This window comes from Ferrovibrio sp. GW821-FHT12B10, assembly GCF_058807515.1.
On the sequence record NZ_JBXAQT010000001.1, the window covers coordinates 2594859 to 2609484 of the forward strand.

Annotated in this window: 13 protein-coding genes and 1 riboswitch; of the genes, 8 read left to right on the forward strand and 5 right to left on the reverse strand. The window is 63.1% G+C overall.

The window, feature by feature from the left end:
- Positions 1-7: 7 nt before the first annotated feature.
- The 3 genes from AC1RRT_RS13130 to AC1RRT_RS13140 form a co-directional block, all read right to left on the reverse strand.
- Positions 8-2134: a TonB-dependent receptor family protein gene (locus tag AC1RRT_RS13130; protein WP_493014252.1), complete on the reverse strand. Its 2127-nt coding sequence runs from the start codon at positions 2132-2134 to the stop codon at positions 8-10.
- Positions 2135-2278: 144 nt separating this feature from the next.
- Positions 2279-4477 (reverse strand): xanthine dehydrogenase family protein molybdopterin-binding subunit, encoded by a 2199-nt coding sequence (locus tag AC1RRT_RS13135; protein ID WP_493014253.1) that lies wholly within the window; start codon positions 4475-4477, stop codon positions 2279-2281.
- Positions 4478-4479: 2 nt separating this feature from the next.
- Positions 4480-4941, reverse strand: a complete 462-nt coding sequence (locus AC1RRT_RS13140) for a (2Fe-2S)-binding protein (RefSeq protein ID WP_493014254.1) — start codon at positions 4939-4941, stop codon at positions 4480-4482.
- Between the two features lie 309 nt (positions 4942-5250).
- Between AC1RRT_RS13140 and AC1RRT_RS13145 the strand changes: the two genes are divergently transcribed.
- Entirely contained in the window at positions 5251-5679 is a 429-nt protein-coding gene (locus AC1RRT_RS13145) for a winged helix-turn-helix transcriptional regulator (RefSeq protein WP_493014255.1), read from the forward strand.
- A 4-nt stretch (positions 5680-5683) separates the two neighbouring features.
- Here AC1RRT_RS13145 and AC1RRT_RS13150 read toward each other — a convergent pair whose 3' ends face one another.
- Both AC1RRT_RS13150 and efp read right to left on the reverse strand, forming a co-directional pair.
- Entirely contained in the window at positions 5684-6166 is a 483-nt protein-coding gene (locus AC1RRT_RS13150; protein ID WP_493014256.1) for a PAS domain-containing protein, read from the reverse strand.
- Positions 6167-6398: 232 nt separating this feature from the next.
- Positions 6399-6971: an elongation factor P gene (gene efp, locus AC1RRT_RS13155; protein ID WP_493014257.1), complete on the reverse strand. Its 573-nt coding sequence runs from the start codon at positions 6969-6971 to the stop codon at positions 6399-6401.
- 150 nt (positions 6972-7121) lie between these two features.
- On the opposite strand from efp, the gene epmA reads away from it, so the two are divergent.
- The 7 genes from epmA to apaG all read left to right on the forward strand — a co-directional run bounded on the left by epmA (position 7122) and on the right by apaG (position 14610).
- A complete protein-coding gene (epmA, locus tag AC1RRT_RS13160) occupies positions 7122-8186 on the forward strand; it encodes an EF-P lysine aminoacylase EpmA (protein ID WP_493014258.1) in 1065 nt (354 codons plus the stop codon).
- Positions 8165-8833 (forward strand): extensin-like domain-containing protein, encoded by a 669-nt coding sequence (locus AC1RRT_RS13165; RefSeq protein ID WP_493014259.1) that lies wholly within the window; start codon positions 8165-8167, stop codon positions 8831-8833. Before epmA ends, AC1RRT_RS13165 begins: the two co-directional genes overlap by 22 nt.
- Before the next feature lie 46 nt (positions 8834-8879).
- On the forward strand, positions 8880-10214 hold the full coding sequence (locus AC1RRT_RS13170; RefSeq protein ID WP_493014260.1) for a Y-family DNA polymerase: 1335 nt from the start codon (positions 8880-8882) through the stop codon (positions 10212-10214).
- 141 nt (positions 10215-10355) lie between these two features.
- Complete coding sequence (locus AC1RRT_RS13175) at positions 10356-11351, forward strand: glycosyl hydrolase family 28-related protein (RefSeq protein ID WP_493014261.1); 996 nt, start codon at positions 10356-10358, stop codon at positions 11349-11351.
- A 111-nt stretch (positions 11352-11462) separates the two neighbouring features.
- A riboswitch (SAM riboswitch) is annotated at positions 11463-11544 on the forward strand.
- 80 nt (positions 11545-11624) lie between these two features.
- The gene (gene metZ / locus AC1RRT_RS13180; protein WP_493014262.1) at positions 11625-12839 is read left to right on the forward strand and encodes an O-succinylhomoserine sulfhydrylase; all 1215 of its coding nucleotides are present in this window, start codon (positions 11625-11627) and stop codon (positions 12837-12839) included.
- A gap of 160 nt (positions 12840-12999) precedes the next feature.
- Positions 13000-14034: an OmpA family protein gene (locus tag AC1RRT_RS13185; RefSeq protein WP_493014263.1), complete on the forward strand. Its 1035-nt coding sequence runs from the start codon at positions 13000-13002 to the stop codon at positions 14032-14034.
- A gap of 183 nt (positions 14035-14217) precedes the next feature.
- Positions 14218-14610 carry a Co2+/Mg2+ efflux protein ApaG gene (apaG, locus tag AC1RRT_RS13190; RefSeq protein WP_492980183.1) on the forward strand — a complete coding sequence of 131 codons (393 nt, stop codon included), beginning with the start codon at positions 14218-14220 and terminating at the stop codon, positions 14608-14610.
- The last annotated feature ends 16 nt before the right edge of the window (positions 14611-14626 follow it).

Sequence of the window (14626 nt, forward strand, 5' to 3'; positions counted from 1 at the left end):
GCCTATATCAGAACACGAACTTGGTCTGAATATAAGCGGTACGCGGCGCGCCGGCAAAGATGCCGCCGTTCGCCTCGATCGATGCCCGGGTGTAGTAGGGCTGATCAAAGATATTGGCCACGCCGAAGGCCACGGTCGGGCCATTGGCGAAGTCATAGGCCGCCTGGCCGTTCCAGAGCACATAGCCGGGGATGCGGCCGAACTTGCCATTGGCGCTGGCAGCTTCGGTGTTGGCGTCGTCGGCATACTGCTTGGACTGGCCATAGGCGTTCACATTGAAGGTCCATTCCTGAACGCGGTAGCGGGCGCCCAAGGTGGCGACATGCGGGGAATAGAGCTGCAGGTCGTTACCCTTGTTGGCGCCCTGCATGCGCTCTGCCTTGGTGAAGGCATAGGTGCCATAGACGCTCAGGCCCTTCATTGCGGCGTTCAGCGCGCCGAGATCATATTCGGCTGCCGTCTCGATGCCGCGATGGCGGGTCGCGCCCGTATTGATATTAACGCTGTTGACGCTCTCGATCTGGTCGTCGAAGTCGATCCAGAAGAGGCCGCCTTCCAGCGATAGCGGGCCAGCCTTGTAGCGCGTGCCGATCTCATACGTCCGGGCGCGCTCCGGGTTCAGGCTGCTGGCGCCGCCTGCCGGGGTCTCGCCCAGCGCCAGATGCGTCACTGGGTTGAACGAGGTCGAGTAGTTGGCATAGCCGAACAGCTGGTTGGTGATTTCCCAGCCAATGCTCAGCGACGGCAGTGGCTCGTTATACTGCTGGATGTCCTGATAGCCGGTCAGCATGTTGGTGCGGTCGACTTCCACCTTCTCGAAGCGGATGCCGGGCGTCACCGTGACGGAGCCGATCTTCATGGCGTCGTCGACATAGACGGCATGCGCCTCGGTTGAACCATCCGTGTAGCGGTTCGCGATTTCAGCGAAGGCGAACGGATTGGCACCAGCCGGGAAGCCAGGGGTGCCGTTGCGGCGGAAGCGTTTTTCGTCAGTCGACTCAGTCATGTAGCGGTAACCGACCGAGGCGGCATGCTTGACCATGCCGGTGTCGAGCAACGCCGTAAAGCGCGGTTCGAAGCCGTAGACGCTGTAATTGCGCGGTAACCGGTCGAGGAAGGTCAGCGAACTGTTGCTGCCGCCATTCACGGACGCCGCCGCTGCGGAGGCGATGGTTAGCTCGCGGAATGCCTGGGTGTGGAAGCCCGTGGTTTCCAGGCGATAGTCGCCATTGAACTCGTTCACGTATTTCACGACGTATTCGTCACGCTCGCCCTTGAAGCGTTCGTAGGAATGCGTCGACTGATAGTTGCTGGCGCTGTAAGCCGCCTGGGTCAGTGGGCCAGGCGTGCTGGCATCGGCATAGTAGTGACGCAGGCGCGTCTCGATCCGGCTATTCTCGGTCAGCGCGAAGCGACCCTTCAGCATGAAGTCATCGATGTCCTGCTTGGCGTTGTCGCGATAGTTGTCGCCATGGTTGCCCGAATAGAACAGGGCCATGCCGCTGCCGTTCTGCAGCGAGCCGCCAACCATCAGGTCGGCCTTGCCGACCTGGCGGCCGTTATTGCGGTCGGTCGCAGTGCTGTCGCCGCGCAGGCTGACTTCGCCGCCGTAAGCGGCGTTCGGGATGTCCTTGGTGACGAAATTGACCACGCCGCCCGAGGTGCCGGGCCCATAGCGGACGGAGCCGCCGCCCTTGACCACGTCGATGGCCTTCAGCATGCCGAGCGACACCGCGCCCAGCGAGGTTTCCGGCTGGCCGTATAGCGCATTGGCCAGCGGGATGCCGTCCATCAGGATGGTGGCGCCGGCGCTGAGCCGCGAGGTCATGCCGCGGATGCCGATATTGAGGGCGTAATCGCCGCCGCCGCTGCCGTTGGGCGGCGGAGTCTGCACGCCAGGGATCGCGCGGATCGCATCGGTCACCGTGGCGGCGCCGCTCTGCTCGAACTGGTCCTGACGCACCACGTTGCGGCCACCCGCATGGGTCCGCACGACCTCCTCGTTGGCGTCGCCGAGCCAGTCGCCGGCCACCTGCAGGGCCTGGAGCTGGACGGGCTGGTTATCCTGAGCGAAAGCCGGCAATGCCAGCAGGAGGCCAAGTGCAGTGGCCGTACCCCCAAAAACCTTATTCATTGTGAGACTCATTATTATTATCAGAAGTCTTTCTTTCCCCCGATTACAGCTGTGTGTCAAGACTGGCTTGCCCGTATCTGGCCGGGCTGAAAAAAGAAAAGCCCGCAATTCCTGCGGGCTTTTCAAAGCGTTATATGAGTGGGGTCACGCTGATTTGACGCCCTCGCCCGGCAGGGGCAGAGCCCGGAAGACCTGCCTGGTGCCTGACATGAGTGCATTGGCCACTGCCGGGGCTACCGGCGGCGTCCCGGGTTCGCCGACACCTGTCGGCTTTTCCTTCGACGGCACGATATGCACCTCGACCTGCGGCATCTCGTGGATTCGCAGCACCTCGTAGTCATGGAAGTTCGATTGCTCGACCTCGCCATTCTTCAGGCTGACGCCGGGCTTGATAGTGGCCGAGAGGCCATAGCCAATACCGCTTTCCATCTGCGCCCGGACGATGTCGGGGTTGATCGCGATGCCGCAGTCAACGGCGGCGACGATCTTTTCGACCTTCCAGGTGCCATCAGGCTTGAGCGACACCTCGGCCACTTCCGCCACATAGGACGAGAAGCTTTCATGCACGGCGATGCCGCGCATCCGGCCTTTAGGAAGGGGCTTGCCCCAGCCGGCCTTCTCGGCGGCGAGGTTCAGTACGCCGAGATGACGCGGATGCTTGGTCAGTAGCTTGCGGCGCAGCGCCAGCGGGTCCTGGCTCGTCGCCGCCGCGATCTCGTCGAGGAAGACCTCGGTGGCAAACGCGGTATGCGTGCTGCCCACCGACCGCCACCACAGTACCGGCACGCCCACCTTGGTGGTGTGTAGCTCTACGCTCATATTGGGGATGGCGTAGGGCAGATTGGCGGCGCCTTCGACCGAGGTGGCATCAATGCCGTCCTTGACCATGAAGGGTTCAAACGACGTGCCGGCGATGATCGACTGACCCACGATACGGTGCTGCCAGGCGGTGATGTTGCCCTTGTCGTCGAGGCCCGCCTTCAGCGTGTGGTGATACATCGGGCGGTATTTGCCGCCGCGGATATCGTCCTCACGCGTCCAGATCAGTCGCACCGGTGCCTTGCCATCGATCGCCTTGGCGATCTCCACGCCTTCGACGATATAGTCCGAGTTCGGCGTTGCGCGGCGGCCGAAACTGCCGCCGGCATACAGCGTGTTGATCTTCACCTGTTCGGGCTTGATCCCCAGCACCTTGGCGGCGTTCATCTGGTCGGGCGTCTGGAACTGATCGCCGGCCCAGATTTCACAGCCGTTTGCGTCGATCTTGACCACGCAGTCCAGCGGCTCCATCGGCGCGTGCACCAGATAGGGGAAGTCGTAGGTCGCCTCGATCACCTTCGCCGCCTTGGCAAAGGCTTCGTCGACATTACCGTCCTTGCGGGCCGGCAGGCCGGGCTTTTTGGCCAGCTCCTTGTATTCGGCCAGGATCTGGTCGGAGCCGCGCTTCTCGGCATTGGTATCGTCCCAGACCACTTCCAGCGCCTCGCGGCCCTGCTTGGCAGACCAGAAGTTCTTCGCCACCACGGCGACGCCGTTGGAAATCTGCACGACGTCCACCACGCCCGGTACGGCCTTGGCCTTGCTGGCGTCAAAGCTTTTCACCGTGGCGCCAAACAGCGGCGCACGCTGCAGCACCGTCGTCAGCATGCCAGGCAGCTTGACGTCAATGGTGTATTGCGCGGTGCCATTGCTCTTGGCTTTGGCGTCCAGGCGCGGCGTCTTCTTGCCGATCAGGCTGAACTTCGCCGGGTCCTTCAGCGGTACATCCGCCGGCGGTGTCACCAGCGCGGCCTTTTCGGCCAACTGGCCGAAGGTGGCCTTCTTGCCGCTGGCATGGCTCACCACGCCTTTCGATACGGTGATCTCCTTTGCCGGCACCTTCCACTGTTCGGCGGCGGCGGTCACTAGCATGGCGCGGGCGGTGGCGCCCGCCTTGCGCAGCTGGTCCCAGGAGTTGGCCATCGCGGTGCTGCCACCGGTGCCCTGCATGCCGAAGGCCAGGTTGGCATAGAGCTTGGCATCGGCCGGCGCACCCTCGGTGCGCATCTGGGTCCAGTCGGCATCCAGTTCCTCGGCCACGATGGTGGCAAGGCCCGTATAGGTGCCCTGGCCCATTTCCACATGCTTGGACAGTACGGTGACGGTGTTGTCCGGTGCGATGCGGATGAAGGCGTTGATCATCTGCGGCTGAGCGCCAGCTTTCGCCTGGGCCAGCGCATTGCGCGGCACCCAGTGGAAGCCGACGACGAGGCCGGCGCCAGCAGCGGCGGCGCCTTGCAGGAAACGGCGGCGCGAGGCCACGAGAGTCTCTTGGGGGAGTTTGATCTTGCTCTGGTCAGTCATGATCAGGCCCTCACGGTCTTGGCGGCATCATGGATGGCGGCGCGGATGCGCACATAGGTCGCGCAGCGGCAGATGTTGCCTTGCATGGCCTCGTCGATCTGTGCGTCGTTCGGCTTCGGCGTCTCGCTCAGCAGCGCCACGGCCGACATGATCTGGCCCGACTGGCAATAGCCGCATTGCGCGACCTCATGCTTGACCCAGGCGGTCTGCACGGCCTGGGCGATCTTGCCGTTGAGGCCTTCGATGGTGGTGACTTTCTGGCCTTCGATGGCTGAAAGCGGCGTGGAGCAGGCGCGCACCGGCTGGCCTTCCACATGCATGGTGCAGGCGCCGCATTGCGCCATGCCGCAGCCGAACTTGCTGCCGGTCAGGCCGATTTCGTCGCGGACGGCCCAGAGCAGCGGCATGTCGGGATCGACATCGAGGCTGACGGGACGTCCATTAAGGGTGAATGCAATAGCCATGGTGTTCCTCCACTGGAGCGGTGAGGAGAGAGGGGCGGACATCGGTCCGCGGTGATGAATTTTGAAAACGGGGCATTCGGGCGGCCCCCTGCTGGTCAGCGCAGTATAATGCAGCGGGTGTCGCTGGCCTCGTGATTTTTTGACTGAAGTTTGTGATCGCAGACAAGGATCATAACATGGATGGACGAAAAACCGGTGGTCACGGCCGTCGTCATGCGATTATCTGTCTGCATGACGCAATCATATAAAACCCCGGTTTCCATGAGCAATAAGGCACTTGAATCGACTGATAGGCACCTGGCGGAAACCATGCCCACCATGGCATCGCCGGCAGCAGCCTCTGCGGTTTGCGACGGCGCCTGCGTCGTTTCGCCGGAAGCCGAAACGCTGGTGCGCGATCTGCTGGTGCGCTTTGGCGACAAGTGGAGTATGCGGGCGATGGACGAACTCTATGAGCGTGGCGCCTTGCGCTTTTCGCGCCTGCGCGATCATCTGCCCGGCATCAGCCAGAAGATGCTGACGCAGACGCTGCGCCAGCTCGAGCGCGATGGCGTCGTCGCGCGTCGCGTCTATGCCGAAGTGCCGCCGCGCGTCGATTACGAACTGACGCCGGCTGGCATCGCGCTGGCCGAGGCGCTCTGTGGTGTCTGGGAATGGGCGATCAACAATGTCGCCCTGGTCGATGCGGCGCGCCTGGCCTTTGACGCCCAGGTAAAGCCGCCGCGGCAGGAGGGCTGAGGCGTCAGCCGGCCAGCGCGTAACTGCCGATAGCGTCGCTCATGTCGTTGGTGGCCTGCAGTGGATAGATCGCTACCAGGATGCGGTCGACGGTGATGCCGTCTTCGCTGAGCGGCAGCAGCAATTTGCCCATCGCCTTGTAGATGGCGCTGTTGGGCGAGTTGTCATGCAGGAAATGCACCGGCCTGCCGGTGGCGACGCAGGTCTGGTAGTGCGGCGTGGTGGCGGCGATGTTGTGGCAACTCTCGTCGATGTAGCGGCCGGTGATACTGTGGCCGCGATATTCGTCCAGTCGCGTGCCCGACAACACGACGCGGAACCGCAAGGTTTCGGCCTCGCGTTCAACCACAACAAGGCCGATATTGCCCAGCCAGGGTCGCAGATGCTCGGGTGCGAAGGCGGCGCGCGCGGGCGGGGCGCCGCGGCTGTCCCGCTGTGTGGTCCAGTATGCTGTGAGCGAGATCAGTTCTTCCGGGCAAGGTGACATAACGCGGCACTCCCTTCATGCGGCCTGGCTGCATAACGCGCAGAGGCAGGCCAATGGTGGGCGGAAAAGCTGTGGGCTGTTCGGAAAGCAGGTGAATGATTGTGTGGCTGCGTTATAGGTCGCGGCCGGCCGGATGGCTGTGCCGCCGGTCACAGAAGGCATGCATGCAAACAAAAACCCCGCCGCATTGCTGCGACGGGGTTTATTGCAACTGCAACAGTTTTGTCTGCGATCAGTCCTTGGCGCGTTCCATATAGGTGGCGCCTTCGCTGATATTGATCACGATGCGCACGCCCGATGACACATGCGGCGGTACCATCACGCGCTGGCCGTTCTCGACGATCGCCGGCTTGTAGGACGACGACGCGGTCTGGCCTTTCACGGTCGGTTCGGTCTCGGTGATTTCCATGATCACGGTCTGCGGCAGCGAGACCGACACCGGCTTGCCGTCATACAGTGCGATATCGACCTTCATGCCTTCCTGCAGCCACACCGCCTGTTCGCCCACCACTTCGGCCGGCACCCCGACCTGCTCGTAATTCTCGACATCCATGAAGGTGTACATGTCGCCTTCGGAGAACAGAAAGCTGAATTCGCGGGTGTCGATGAAGACGCGCTCAACCGATTCCGTGGTGCGGTAGCGTTCGGTGGTCTTGATGCCACTCGACAGGTCGCGCAGGTCGAGCTGCATCACCGGGGTGCCCTTGCCGGGCTGGATGTTCTGCGCGGTGATCACGGCCAGCAGCTTGCCGTTGATCTCGACCACGTTGCCCTTGCGGAGCTGGTTGGCATTTACCTTGGGCATGGAAGCGTATCTCCGAAAAACGAACAGCGGGTCCGGTGCAAGGACCCGCTTGCGAAAAAACCGCGCGGAAACTATCAGGTTGAGACTCCCTTCTCAACCCGAGTCGCCGCGAAAAGTCGCACTTCAGACAGCTTTGGAACAGCAGGCCCCGTGGACGAACAGGCCCCATCTTCCGCCCCGAACTGGTGGCATCCGGCCCTTTACGCCCGGCGGCGGCCCCATCTGCTGGTCCGGCAGGCGGTCCTGCGGGCGCTGCGGGAGGCCTTCACCGACCTGGATTTTGTCGAAGCCGAGACGCCGGTCCTGCAGGTCTCGCCTGGCCTGGAGCCGCATCTGAAGGCCTTCGAGACCCGGCTAGAGCACCCCGACGGCGGCACCCGAGTTCTCTATCTGCACACCTCGCCCGAATTTGCCATGAAGAAGCTGCTGGTGGCAGGGGAGACGCGGCTATTCCAGTTCGCACCGGTCTTCCGCAACGGCGAACGGGCCGCCACCCATCATCCGGCCTTCCTGATGCTGGAGTGGTATCGCGCCGGCGCCGACTACCACGCCATCATGCGGGACTGCGAAACGCTGCTGCGCCATGTCGCCGCCGTCACCGGCCGGTCGCGGCTGCAATGGAATTCCCATGTCGCGGATATCATGCTGCCTTGGCAGTATCTCACCGTAAGTCAGGCTTTCGAGCGCCATGCGAAACTGGACCTGGCGGCCTGCATCGGCGGCGATCCGCACCGGCCCGACCTCGCCCGTATGCGCGAGGCCTGCGCCCGCATCGGTATCCGCGTCGATTCGGGCGACAGCTGGGATGACCTTTATTTCCGCGTGGCGCTGGAGAGGGTTGAGCCCATGCTGGGTCTGGATGCGCCCTGCATCCTGCATGATTACCCGATCCATATGGCGGCGCTGAGCCGCCCCAAGAAGGACGCGTCGCATCTGGCGGAGCGCTTCGAGCTCTATGCCTGCGGCATGGAGCTGGCCAATGCCTTTTCCGAACTGACCGATGCGGCCGAGCAACGCCGCCGCTTCGAGGCTGACATGGCGCTGAAGAAGCGGCTCTACGGCTACGACTATCCGATCGACGAGGATTTCCTGGCCGCGCTTGCCCATGGCCTGCCCGATTGCGCCGGCATCGCGCTGGGCATCGACCGTCTCGTCATGCTGCTGACCGGCGCCGCCCGGATCGAGGAGGTCCTGTGGCTACCCGTCTCCGTGTAACCGTGCTCTGCCTCCTGCTGCTGGCCACCGCCTGTGCGCCGCGCTCCTCGACCCGGGCGCCGTTGCCGCAGCCGACCCAGCCGCCGGCCAGTGCGCAATGGATCGGCCGCGATGTGATCCAGGCTGCCTGCCTGAATGATCTGGTCGCCACCGGCGCGAAGTTCGAGCTGATCGCCCAGGCCGAGGCCGGCAAGGACGGCTGCACGCTCAACAACGGCGTGCGCCTCATCAGCACCACGGTCGAGCTGGTGCGCCCGGCCGAGATGACCTGCCCGATGGCGGTGCGGCTGGTGCAGTTTGAAAAGGAAGTGCTGATCCCCGAAGCCCAGCGCGTCTTCAATCAGCCCCTGAAGCAGATCAACCATGCCGGTGCCTTTACCTGCAAACGCATGACCGGCAACAGCGGCCGGATCAGCGAGCATGGTCACGGTCAGGCCATCGACATTTGGGGTTTCTTCCTGCGCGACGGCACTCGCATCTCGGTGGACCAGCATTTCCGGGCGCGCGGCAGGGAAGGGCAGTATCTGCGTGACGTCAATCGCGCCGCCTGCCGCTATTTCTCGGTGGTGCTCGGCCCCAATGCCGATGCGGCCCATGCCAAGAGCTTTCACTGGGATATCGGTCCGTTCAATCGCTGTGGCGCCTGATTACCTTCCTATTCAGGATTGCGTCGCGCCGCGCTAAATTCCCGGCATGACCATGCCGCCCCGTTCAGAGTCCGATGTCGCCGCGCGAAAGGCCTGGGACGCCTCGTCGCTGCGCTTCCTCTATCTCGACCTGAACAGCTTCTTCGCCAGCGTCGAGCAGCAGGACAATCCGGACCTGCGTAACCGTCCGATCATCGTGGTGCCGGTGATGAGCGATACCACTTCGGCCATCGCCGCCTCCATCGAGGCCAAGCAGTTCGGCATCAAGACCGGTACGCCGGTCTGGGAGGCGAAGCAGAAGTATCCCGGCATCGGCATCGTCAATGCGCGGCATGACCGTTATGTCGAGGTGCATCATCTGGTGGAGGAAGAGATCGACCGCCATATCCCGGTCTACAAGACCTGGTCGATCGATGAAGTCTCCTGCGAGCTGATGGGGCCGCAGCGCCTGAAGGCGAATGCTATCGCGCTGTCGCACCGGATCCGGGCAGGCCTGCGCGACAACGAGAAACTGGGCGAATGCATCCGCTGCTCCATCGGCATCGCGCCGAACCAGTTCTTGGCCAAGCTGGCCTCCGACATGCAGAAGCCCGACGGGCTGACCATCATCGAGAGCCACGAACTGCCCGGCCGCATCCTGCCGCTGGTCCTGCGCGACCTGCCCGGCATCGGCGCGAATATGGAGCAGCGCCTGCTCGATGCCGGCGTTGACAGTATCCAGCAGCTCTGGGACATGAAGCCCGACGAGGCGCGCCGCATCTGGGGCAGTAAGGAAGGCCCGGCTTTCGTGCAGCGCATGCGCGGCATCGGCGATTACGAGCAATCGAATGCCACGCGCACTATCAGCCACGAGCATGTGTTGCCGCCGCAGTTCCGCGATGCCGAATCCGCATATCTGATCCTGCGGCGCCTTGGCGTGAAGGGCGGCGCGCGGCTGCGGCGCTTGGGCTTTGTCGCCAGCAGCCTCGGCGCCAAAGTGCGGTTCGACGACGGTACGCGCTGGGTGGCTGATTTCCGCCTGACCCAGACGCAGGACAGCTTTGTCATCCTTGATGCCGTCGCGCGGCTGTGGGAGCAGATGCTGCGCGAGACGAAAAAACCGCGCGGGCGCTACATGAAGGTGGGGATGTGGCTCAGCGGGCTGGTGCCGCAGGATGAAGTGACGCTTGACCTGTTCGGTGGTGCCTCCGGGCTGGAGGAAGACGATGCCGAAGCCGCGGCCAAGCGCGCCAAGCTATGGAGCGCGATGGACAAGCTGAATCAGAAATACGACAAGAAGGACACTGTCCGTATCGGCCCCTTGCCCAAGCATCGTTCCGATTTCATGGGCGCCAAGATTGCCTTCAATCGCATTCCAAAAAAGGAAGAGTTCAAAGAGTGATGCGATTACTCTGTAATCGCTATTTTGTGCAGCCACCTGTGACCGTTTGTAAGGCGCGAAACTAACCCTGCGACGCCGTGTTTTCGATTCTCCACGCCACTCATGGAGGATGTCATGGCGCTGCTTGCTCCTGTTAAACGTATGTTGTCCGCGGTCGATTTCGGTGCGGTCGGTGACGGTATCGCCGATGACACCGCAGCTATCCAGGCTGTGTTGGATCGGATTTCCACCGATCCCGGCACCTTCGTCGATATCCCGCCCGGCACATACAAGATTACAGCCACGCTCAATATCGCCTTCGCCCGCGATTCCGCCGCACATGTCGGCATCATCGCCCATGGCGCGACGCTGCTCTCGGCCATCACCAACGGCACGCCGGTGCTGCAGGTGGTCAGCAACGCGGTGGTGCGTTTCTTCCTGATTGAGGGCTTGCAGATCAGGGGCAACGGTCAGGAAGGTCATGGCCTGATGCTGCGCGCCGACAACCAGGCAGTCTTCCTCTATAACATCTGCCTGCGCGACATTTTCATCGAAGGCTGCGGCGGCGATGGCTGCCAGATGATCGGCAACATCTTTGAATCGCAGATTGACAACAGCTTTTTCCGCCAGAACGAGAACGGCCTCAGCATGGGCAACTCGCCCAGCGGCGGCATTCTGTCGGCCATGCATCTCTATGGCTGCGTCTTCGGGCAGAACCGCCAGATCGGCTGCCAGCTGGTCAACGACGCCACTGATGCCGGATTCCACGGCTGCTATTTCCTCGAGAACGGCACTTGGGGCGCCAACTGTTCGAATGGCTTCACGCTGATGTCGAACTGCGGCTTCGAGAATAACTGGATGTCGGCGGGCAGCTTCGGTGCCGGCAATGCCGCCGTCGGTTTCCAGAATTTCGGCAATATGGTCGCCTGCAGTGCCACCTCGCGGCATTACCAGACCCACTTGGTGCGCGGCTATGTCACCAGCATTTTCTCGATGAACGGCTGCTTCCGCTCCGGGGTCGAGACCGCCGGCACCATGCATCTTTCCGTGCTGAGCGGCACGCCCGGGGCCAAGGCCAGTATCATCGGCTGCAACGGCGAACGGGACTATCGGGACGGCTTCCAGGTCCGGACGACCGAACTGGCCTGCATACCCTGACGGGAATGATTAACGCCGGCGGGGCCGCTTCCGCCCTGCCGGCGCCTTCCGGCCGGCATTCGGGCTTGACGGGCGCGGGCGCAGGCCGTATCACGCTTGCCACGCCCAAGGGTCGGGCGTCGTGGTGATTTGGAGCCGACCGGCTTGCGGACCACGTGAAACAAACCGCTAAAGAGGTCGGGCGGTTTCAAAAACCCCGGGCCTCATAATGGTGCCGGGGTTTTTTGTTGTCCGCGGGAGTGGCGGGCCAGGACGTGGGAAAGAGGCAAGACGATGAGCAAGAACGAGCGTGAGAAAAACTGGCGGCCGGCGACCCAGATGGTGCGCGGCGGCCTGATGCGCACCAGCTTTGGCGAGACCTCCGAACCGATCTTCATGACCTCGGGCTTCCGCTATGACAGCGCCGAGGCTGCCGAACGCCGCTTCAAGAACGAGGAGCCCGGCTTCGTCTACAGCCGCTTCGGCAACCCCACGGTCGAGATGTTCGAACAGCGCATGGCATTGCTGGAAGGCGCCGATGCCGCGCGCGCCACGGCCACCGGCATGGCGGCGGTGAATGCTGCGCTGATGTGCCAGCTCAAGACCGGCGACGAAGTAGTCTCGGCCAGGGCGGTCTTCGGCTCCTGCCGTTATATCGTCGAGGAGCTGCTGCCGCGCTTTGGCGTGAAGACCCATCTGGTCGACGGCACCGACCTCACAGCTTGGGAACGGGCCATCAATCCGAAGACCCGGGTGGTGTTCCTGGAGACGCCGGCCAATCCGACCCTGGAAGTGATCGACCTGCCGGCCGTGGCGGCGCTGGCCCACAAGCATGGCGCCCGCGTGGTGGTCGACAATGTCTTTGCCACTCCGGTGCTGCAGAAACCTCTACAGCTGGGTGCCGATATCGTCGTCTATTCAGCCACCAAGCATATCGATGGGCAGGGTCGCTGCCTGGGCGGTGTGATCCTGGGCGGCCAGGCGTTCGTGAATGACGAACTGACCCCCTATCTGCGCCATACCGGCCCGGCGCTGAGCCCGTTCAACGCCTGGGTCATGCTGAAAGGCCTTGAAACCCTGGAGCTCCGCATAGCCCGGCATGTCGATTCGGCCGCGCGGCTGGCGGATGCTCTGGCCGGCCACCCCGGCCTGGCCCCGGCGACCAATGTCCCGGCGCTGCTCTATCCGGGCCGGGCCGACCATCCTCAGGCCGGCCTGGTCAAACAGCAGATGAAGGCTGGCGGTAACATGCTGGCACTGCGGATCAGGGGCGGGAAGGCCGGCGCCTTCCGGTTCTTGAATGCTCTTAATTTGGTGGATATCTCGAATAATCTGGGTGACTCGAAAAGCCTGATCACCCATCCGGCGACCACGACGCACCAGAGGTTGAGCGCCGAGGAGCGAGGCCGGCTGGGCATCGGAGATGACCTGCTGCGCCTCTCGGTTGGCTTGGAAGACCCGCAGGACTTGATTGAGGACCTGACGGATGCCCTTGAAAAGGTGGGCTGATCTGTTGCCGGAATGCAACAGCGGTCGGGATTCGCAAGACTCTGAGGGCTAAGGCTTTTTCCGGTTGGCACGCCTGCTGCTATAGTCCGTTGGGGATGAGGCGTTACCGGAGATCGTCCTGATGACGGCCTCCAATCATTTTTTCTTGAGGAGACTCTCGATGAACATTCGTGTCGCTCTGCTGGCTGGTGCCGCGCTGGTTGCGTTGGCTTCCGCTCCGGCCATGGCGCAGCCCTATCTCGGCATTGGCGCTGGCGCGTCGATGATCGAAGACGCCGACGTCCGTGGTGCCGGTGCCACCAACAATATGGAATTCGACTATGGTCCGGCCGCGCTGATCAAGGGCGGCTACGATTTCGGTGGCGGCTGGCGCGCTGAAGGCGAGCTCGGCTGGCGCGGCTTTGAAGTCGACGGCGTGAACGGCGGTGCGGCCTCCGGCGGCGACCTCCGCATGTACACCCTGTTCCTGAACGGTCTGTACGACTTCATGCCGAACAACAGCTGGAGCCCCTACCTGGGCGCCGGTGTCGGTATGGCCCGCTTCTCGGCTGACAACCTCCGCGTCGGTACGACCGCCAGCGACGACCAGGAAAACACCTGGGCCGTGCAGGGCATCGCCGGTGCCTGGTTCGCTCTGGACCAGAATTGGCTGATCAGCGCCGACTATCGCTACCAGTACCATGGTGACGTGAACCTCGCGACCAGCGGTGCGCCGAACTACGACCTCGGCAACCAGGTCCACACCGTCATGCTGGGCCTGACCTACAAGTTCGGTGCTCCGGCCCCGAAGCCGATGCCGGTTGCCGCTCCGGCGCCTGCCCCGGCTCCGGCCGCTGCTGCTCCGGCTCCGGCGCCGCGCGCGCCTGAGACCTACATCGTGTTCTTCGCGTTCGATAAGTCGGACATCAGCCCGGTTGCGGCGCAGGTGCTTGATCGCGCCATCGCTGATTACCGCGCCACCGGTTCGACCAACGTGCGCATCGAAGGCAACGCTGACCGTTCGGGCGGCAACGCCTACAACCAGCGTCTGTCGCAGCGTCGCGCTGCTGCGGTCGCTTCCTACCTGAGCTCGAAGGGCATTGCCCAGAACGCCATCCAGACGGTTGCCAACGGCGAAGAGAAGCCGCGCGTCCCGACTGCCGACGGCGTCCGCAACGACGAGAACCGCAACGCGCAGATCTACCTGCGCAAGTAAGTCTCGGTTCACGCTTAACGGCGCGGCCGCCCCTCACGGGGCGGCCGTTGCTGTTTCAGGGCCGTTTCAAGGGTAATTGAACGCCCGCCCGGCTGGACATTCCGGCTTGCCCCCCTAATATTTTTACCAATGGCGTCGCCATGGCTGCGTCTCGCCGCCGGCGCGTCCGGGATGCCCGAACTCATGTATAATCAGACCACACATCATATCTCGGTTACCGTGCAGCCCATCTATCTGGACGAGCAGTCCTCGCCGGAAGAGAATTACTATGTGTGGGCCTACAACGTGAAAATCGAGAATAGCGGTCCGGAGACCGTCCAGCTGCGCAGCCGCTACTGGAAGATTACCGATGCCCAGGGGCGCGTGCAGGAAGTGCGCGGTCCGGGTGTCGTCGGAGAACAGCCCGTGTTGGCCCCGGGCGACAGCTTTGAATACACCAGCGGCACGCCGCTGCCGACCTCGTCGGGCTTCATGGTGGGTACCTACCAGATGGTCAGTGATAGCGGAGAGCAGTTCGACGTTGCCATTCCCGCCTTTTCCCTCGACAGCCCACATGAGGCGCGTCGGGTCAACTGATCCACCGGAGTAGCCA

Bases quoted from the DNA above. Each gene is read 5' to 3' on its own strand.
- AC1RRT_RS13140 (WP_493014254.1), bottom strand. From the start codon at position 4,941: ATGGCTATTGCATTCACCCTTAATGGACGTCCCGTCAGCCTCGATGTC.
- AC1RRT_RS13135 (WP_493014253.1), bottom strand. From the start codon at position 4,477: ATGACTGACCAGAGCAAGATCAAACTCCCCCAAGAGACTCTCGTGGCC.
- AC1RRT_RS13170 (WP_493014260.1), top strand. From the start codon at position 8,880: ATGACCATGCCGCCCCGTTCAGAGTCCGATGTCGCCGCGCGAAAGGCC.
- efp (WP_493014257.1), bottom strand. From the start codon at position 6,971: ATGCCCAAGGTAAATGCCAACCAGCTCCGCAAGGGCAACGTGGTCGAG.
- metZ (WP_493014262.1), top strand. From the start codon at position 11,625: ATGAGCAAGAACGAGCGTGAGAAAAACTGGCGGCCGGCGACCCAGATG.
- AC1RRT_RS13175 (WP_493014261.1), top strand. From the start codon at position 10,356: ATGTTGTCCGCGGTCGATTTCGGTGCGGTCGGTGACGGTATCGCCGAT.
- AC1RRT_RS13130 (WP_493014252.1), bottom strand. From the start codon at position 2,134: ATGAATAAGGTTTTTGGGGGTACGGCCACTGCACTTGGCCTCCTGCTG.
- AC1RRT_RS13145 (WP_493014255.1), top strand. From the start codon at position 5,251: ATGCCCACCATGGCATCGCCGGCAGCAGCCTCTGCGGTTTGCGACGGC.
- AC1RRT_RS13185 (WP_493014263.1), top strand. From the start codon at position 13,000: ATGAACATTCGTGTCGCTCTGCTGGCTGGTGCCGCGCTGGTTGCGTTG.
- AC1RRT_RS13150 (WP_493014256.1), bottom strand. From the start codon at position 6,166: ATGTCACCTTGCCCGGAAGAACTGATCTCGCTCACAGCATACTGGACC.
- apaG (WP_492980183.1), top strand. From the start codon at position 14,218: ATGTATAATCAGACCACACATCATATCTCGGTTACCGTGCAGCCCATC.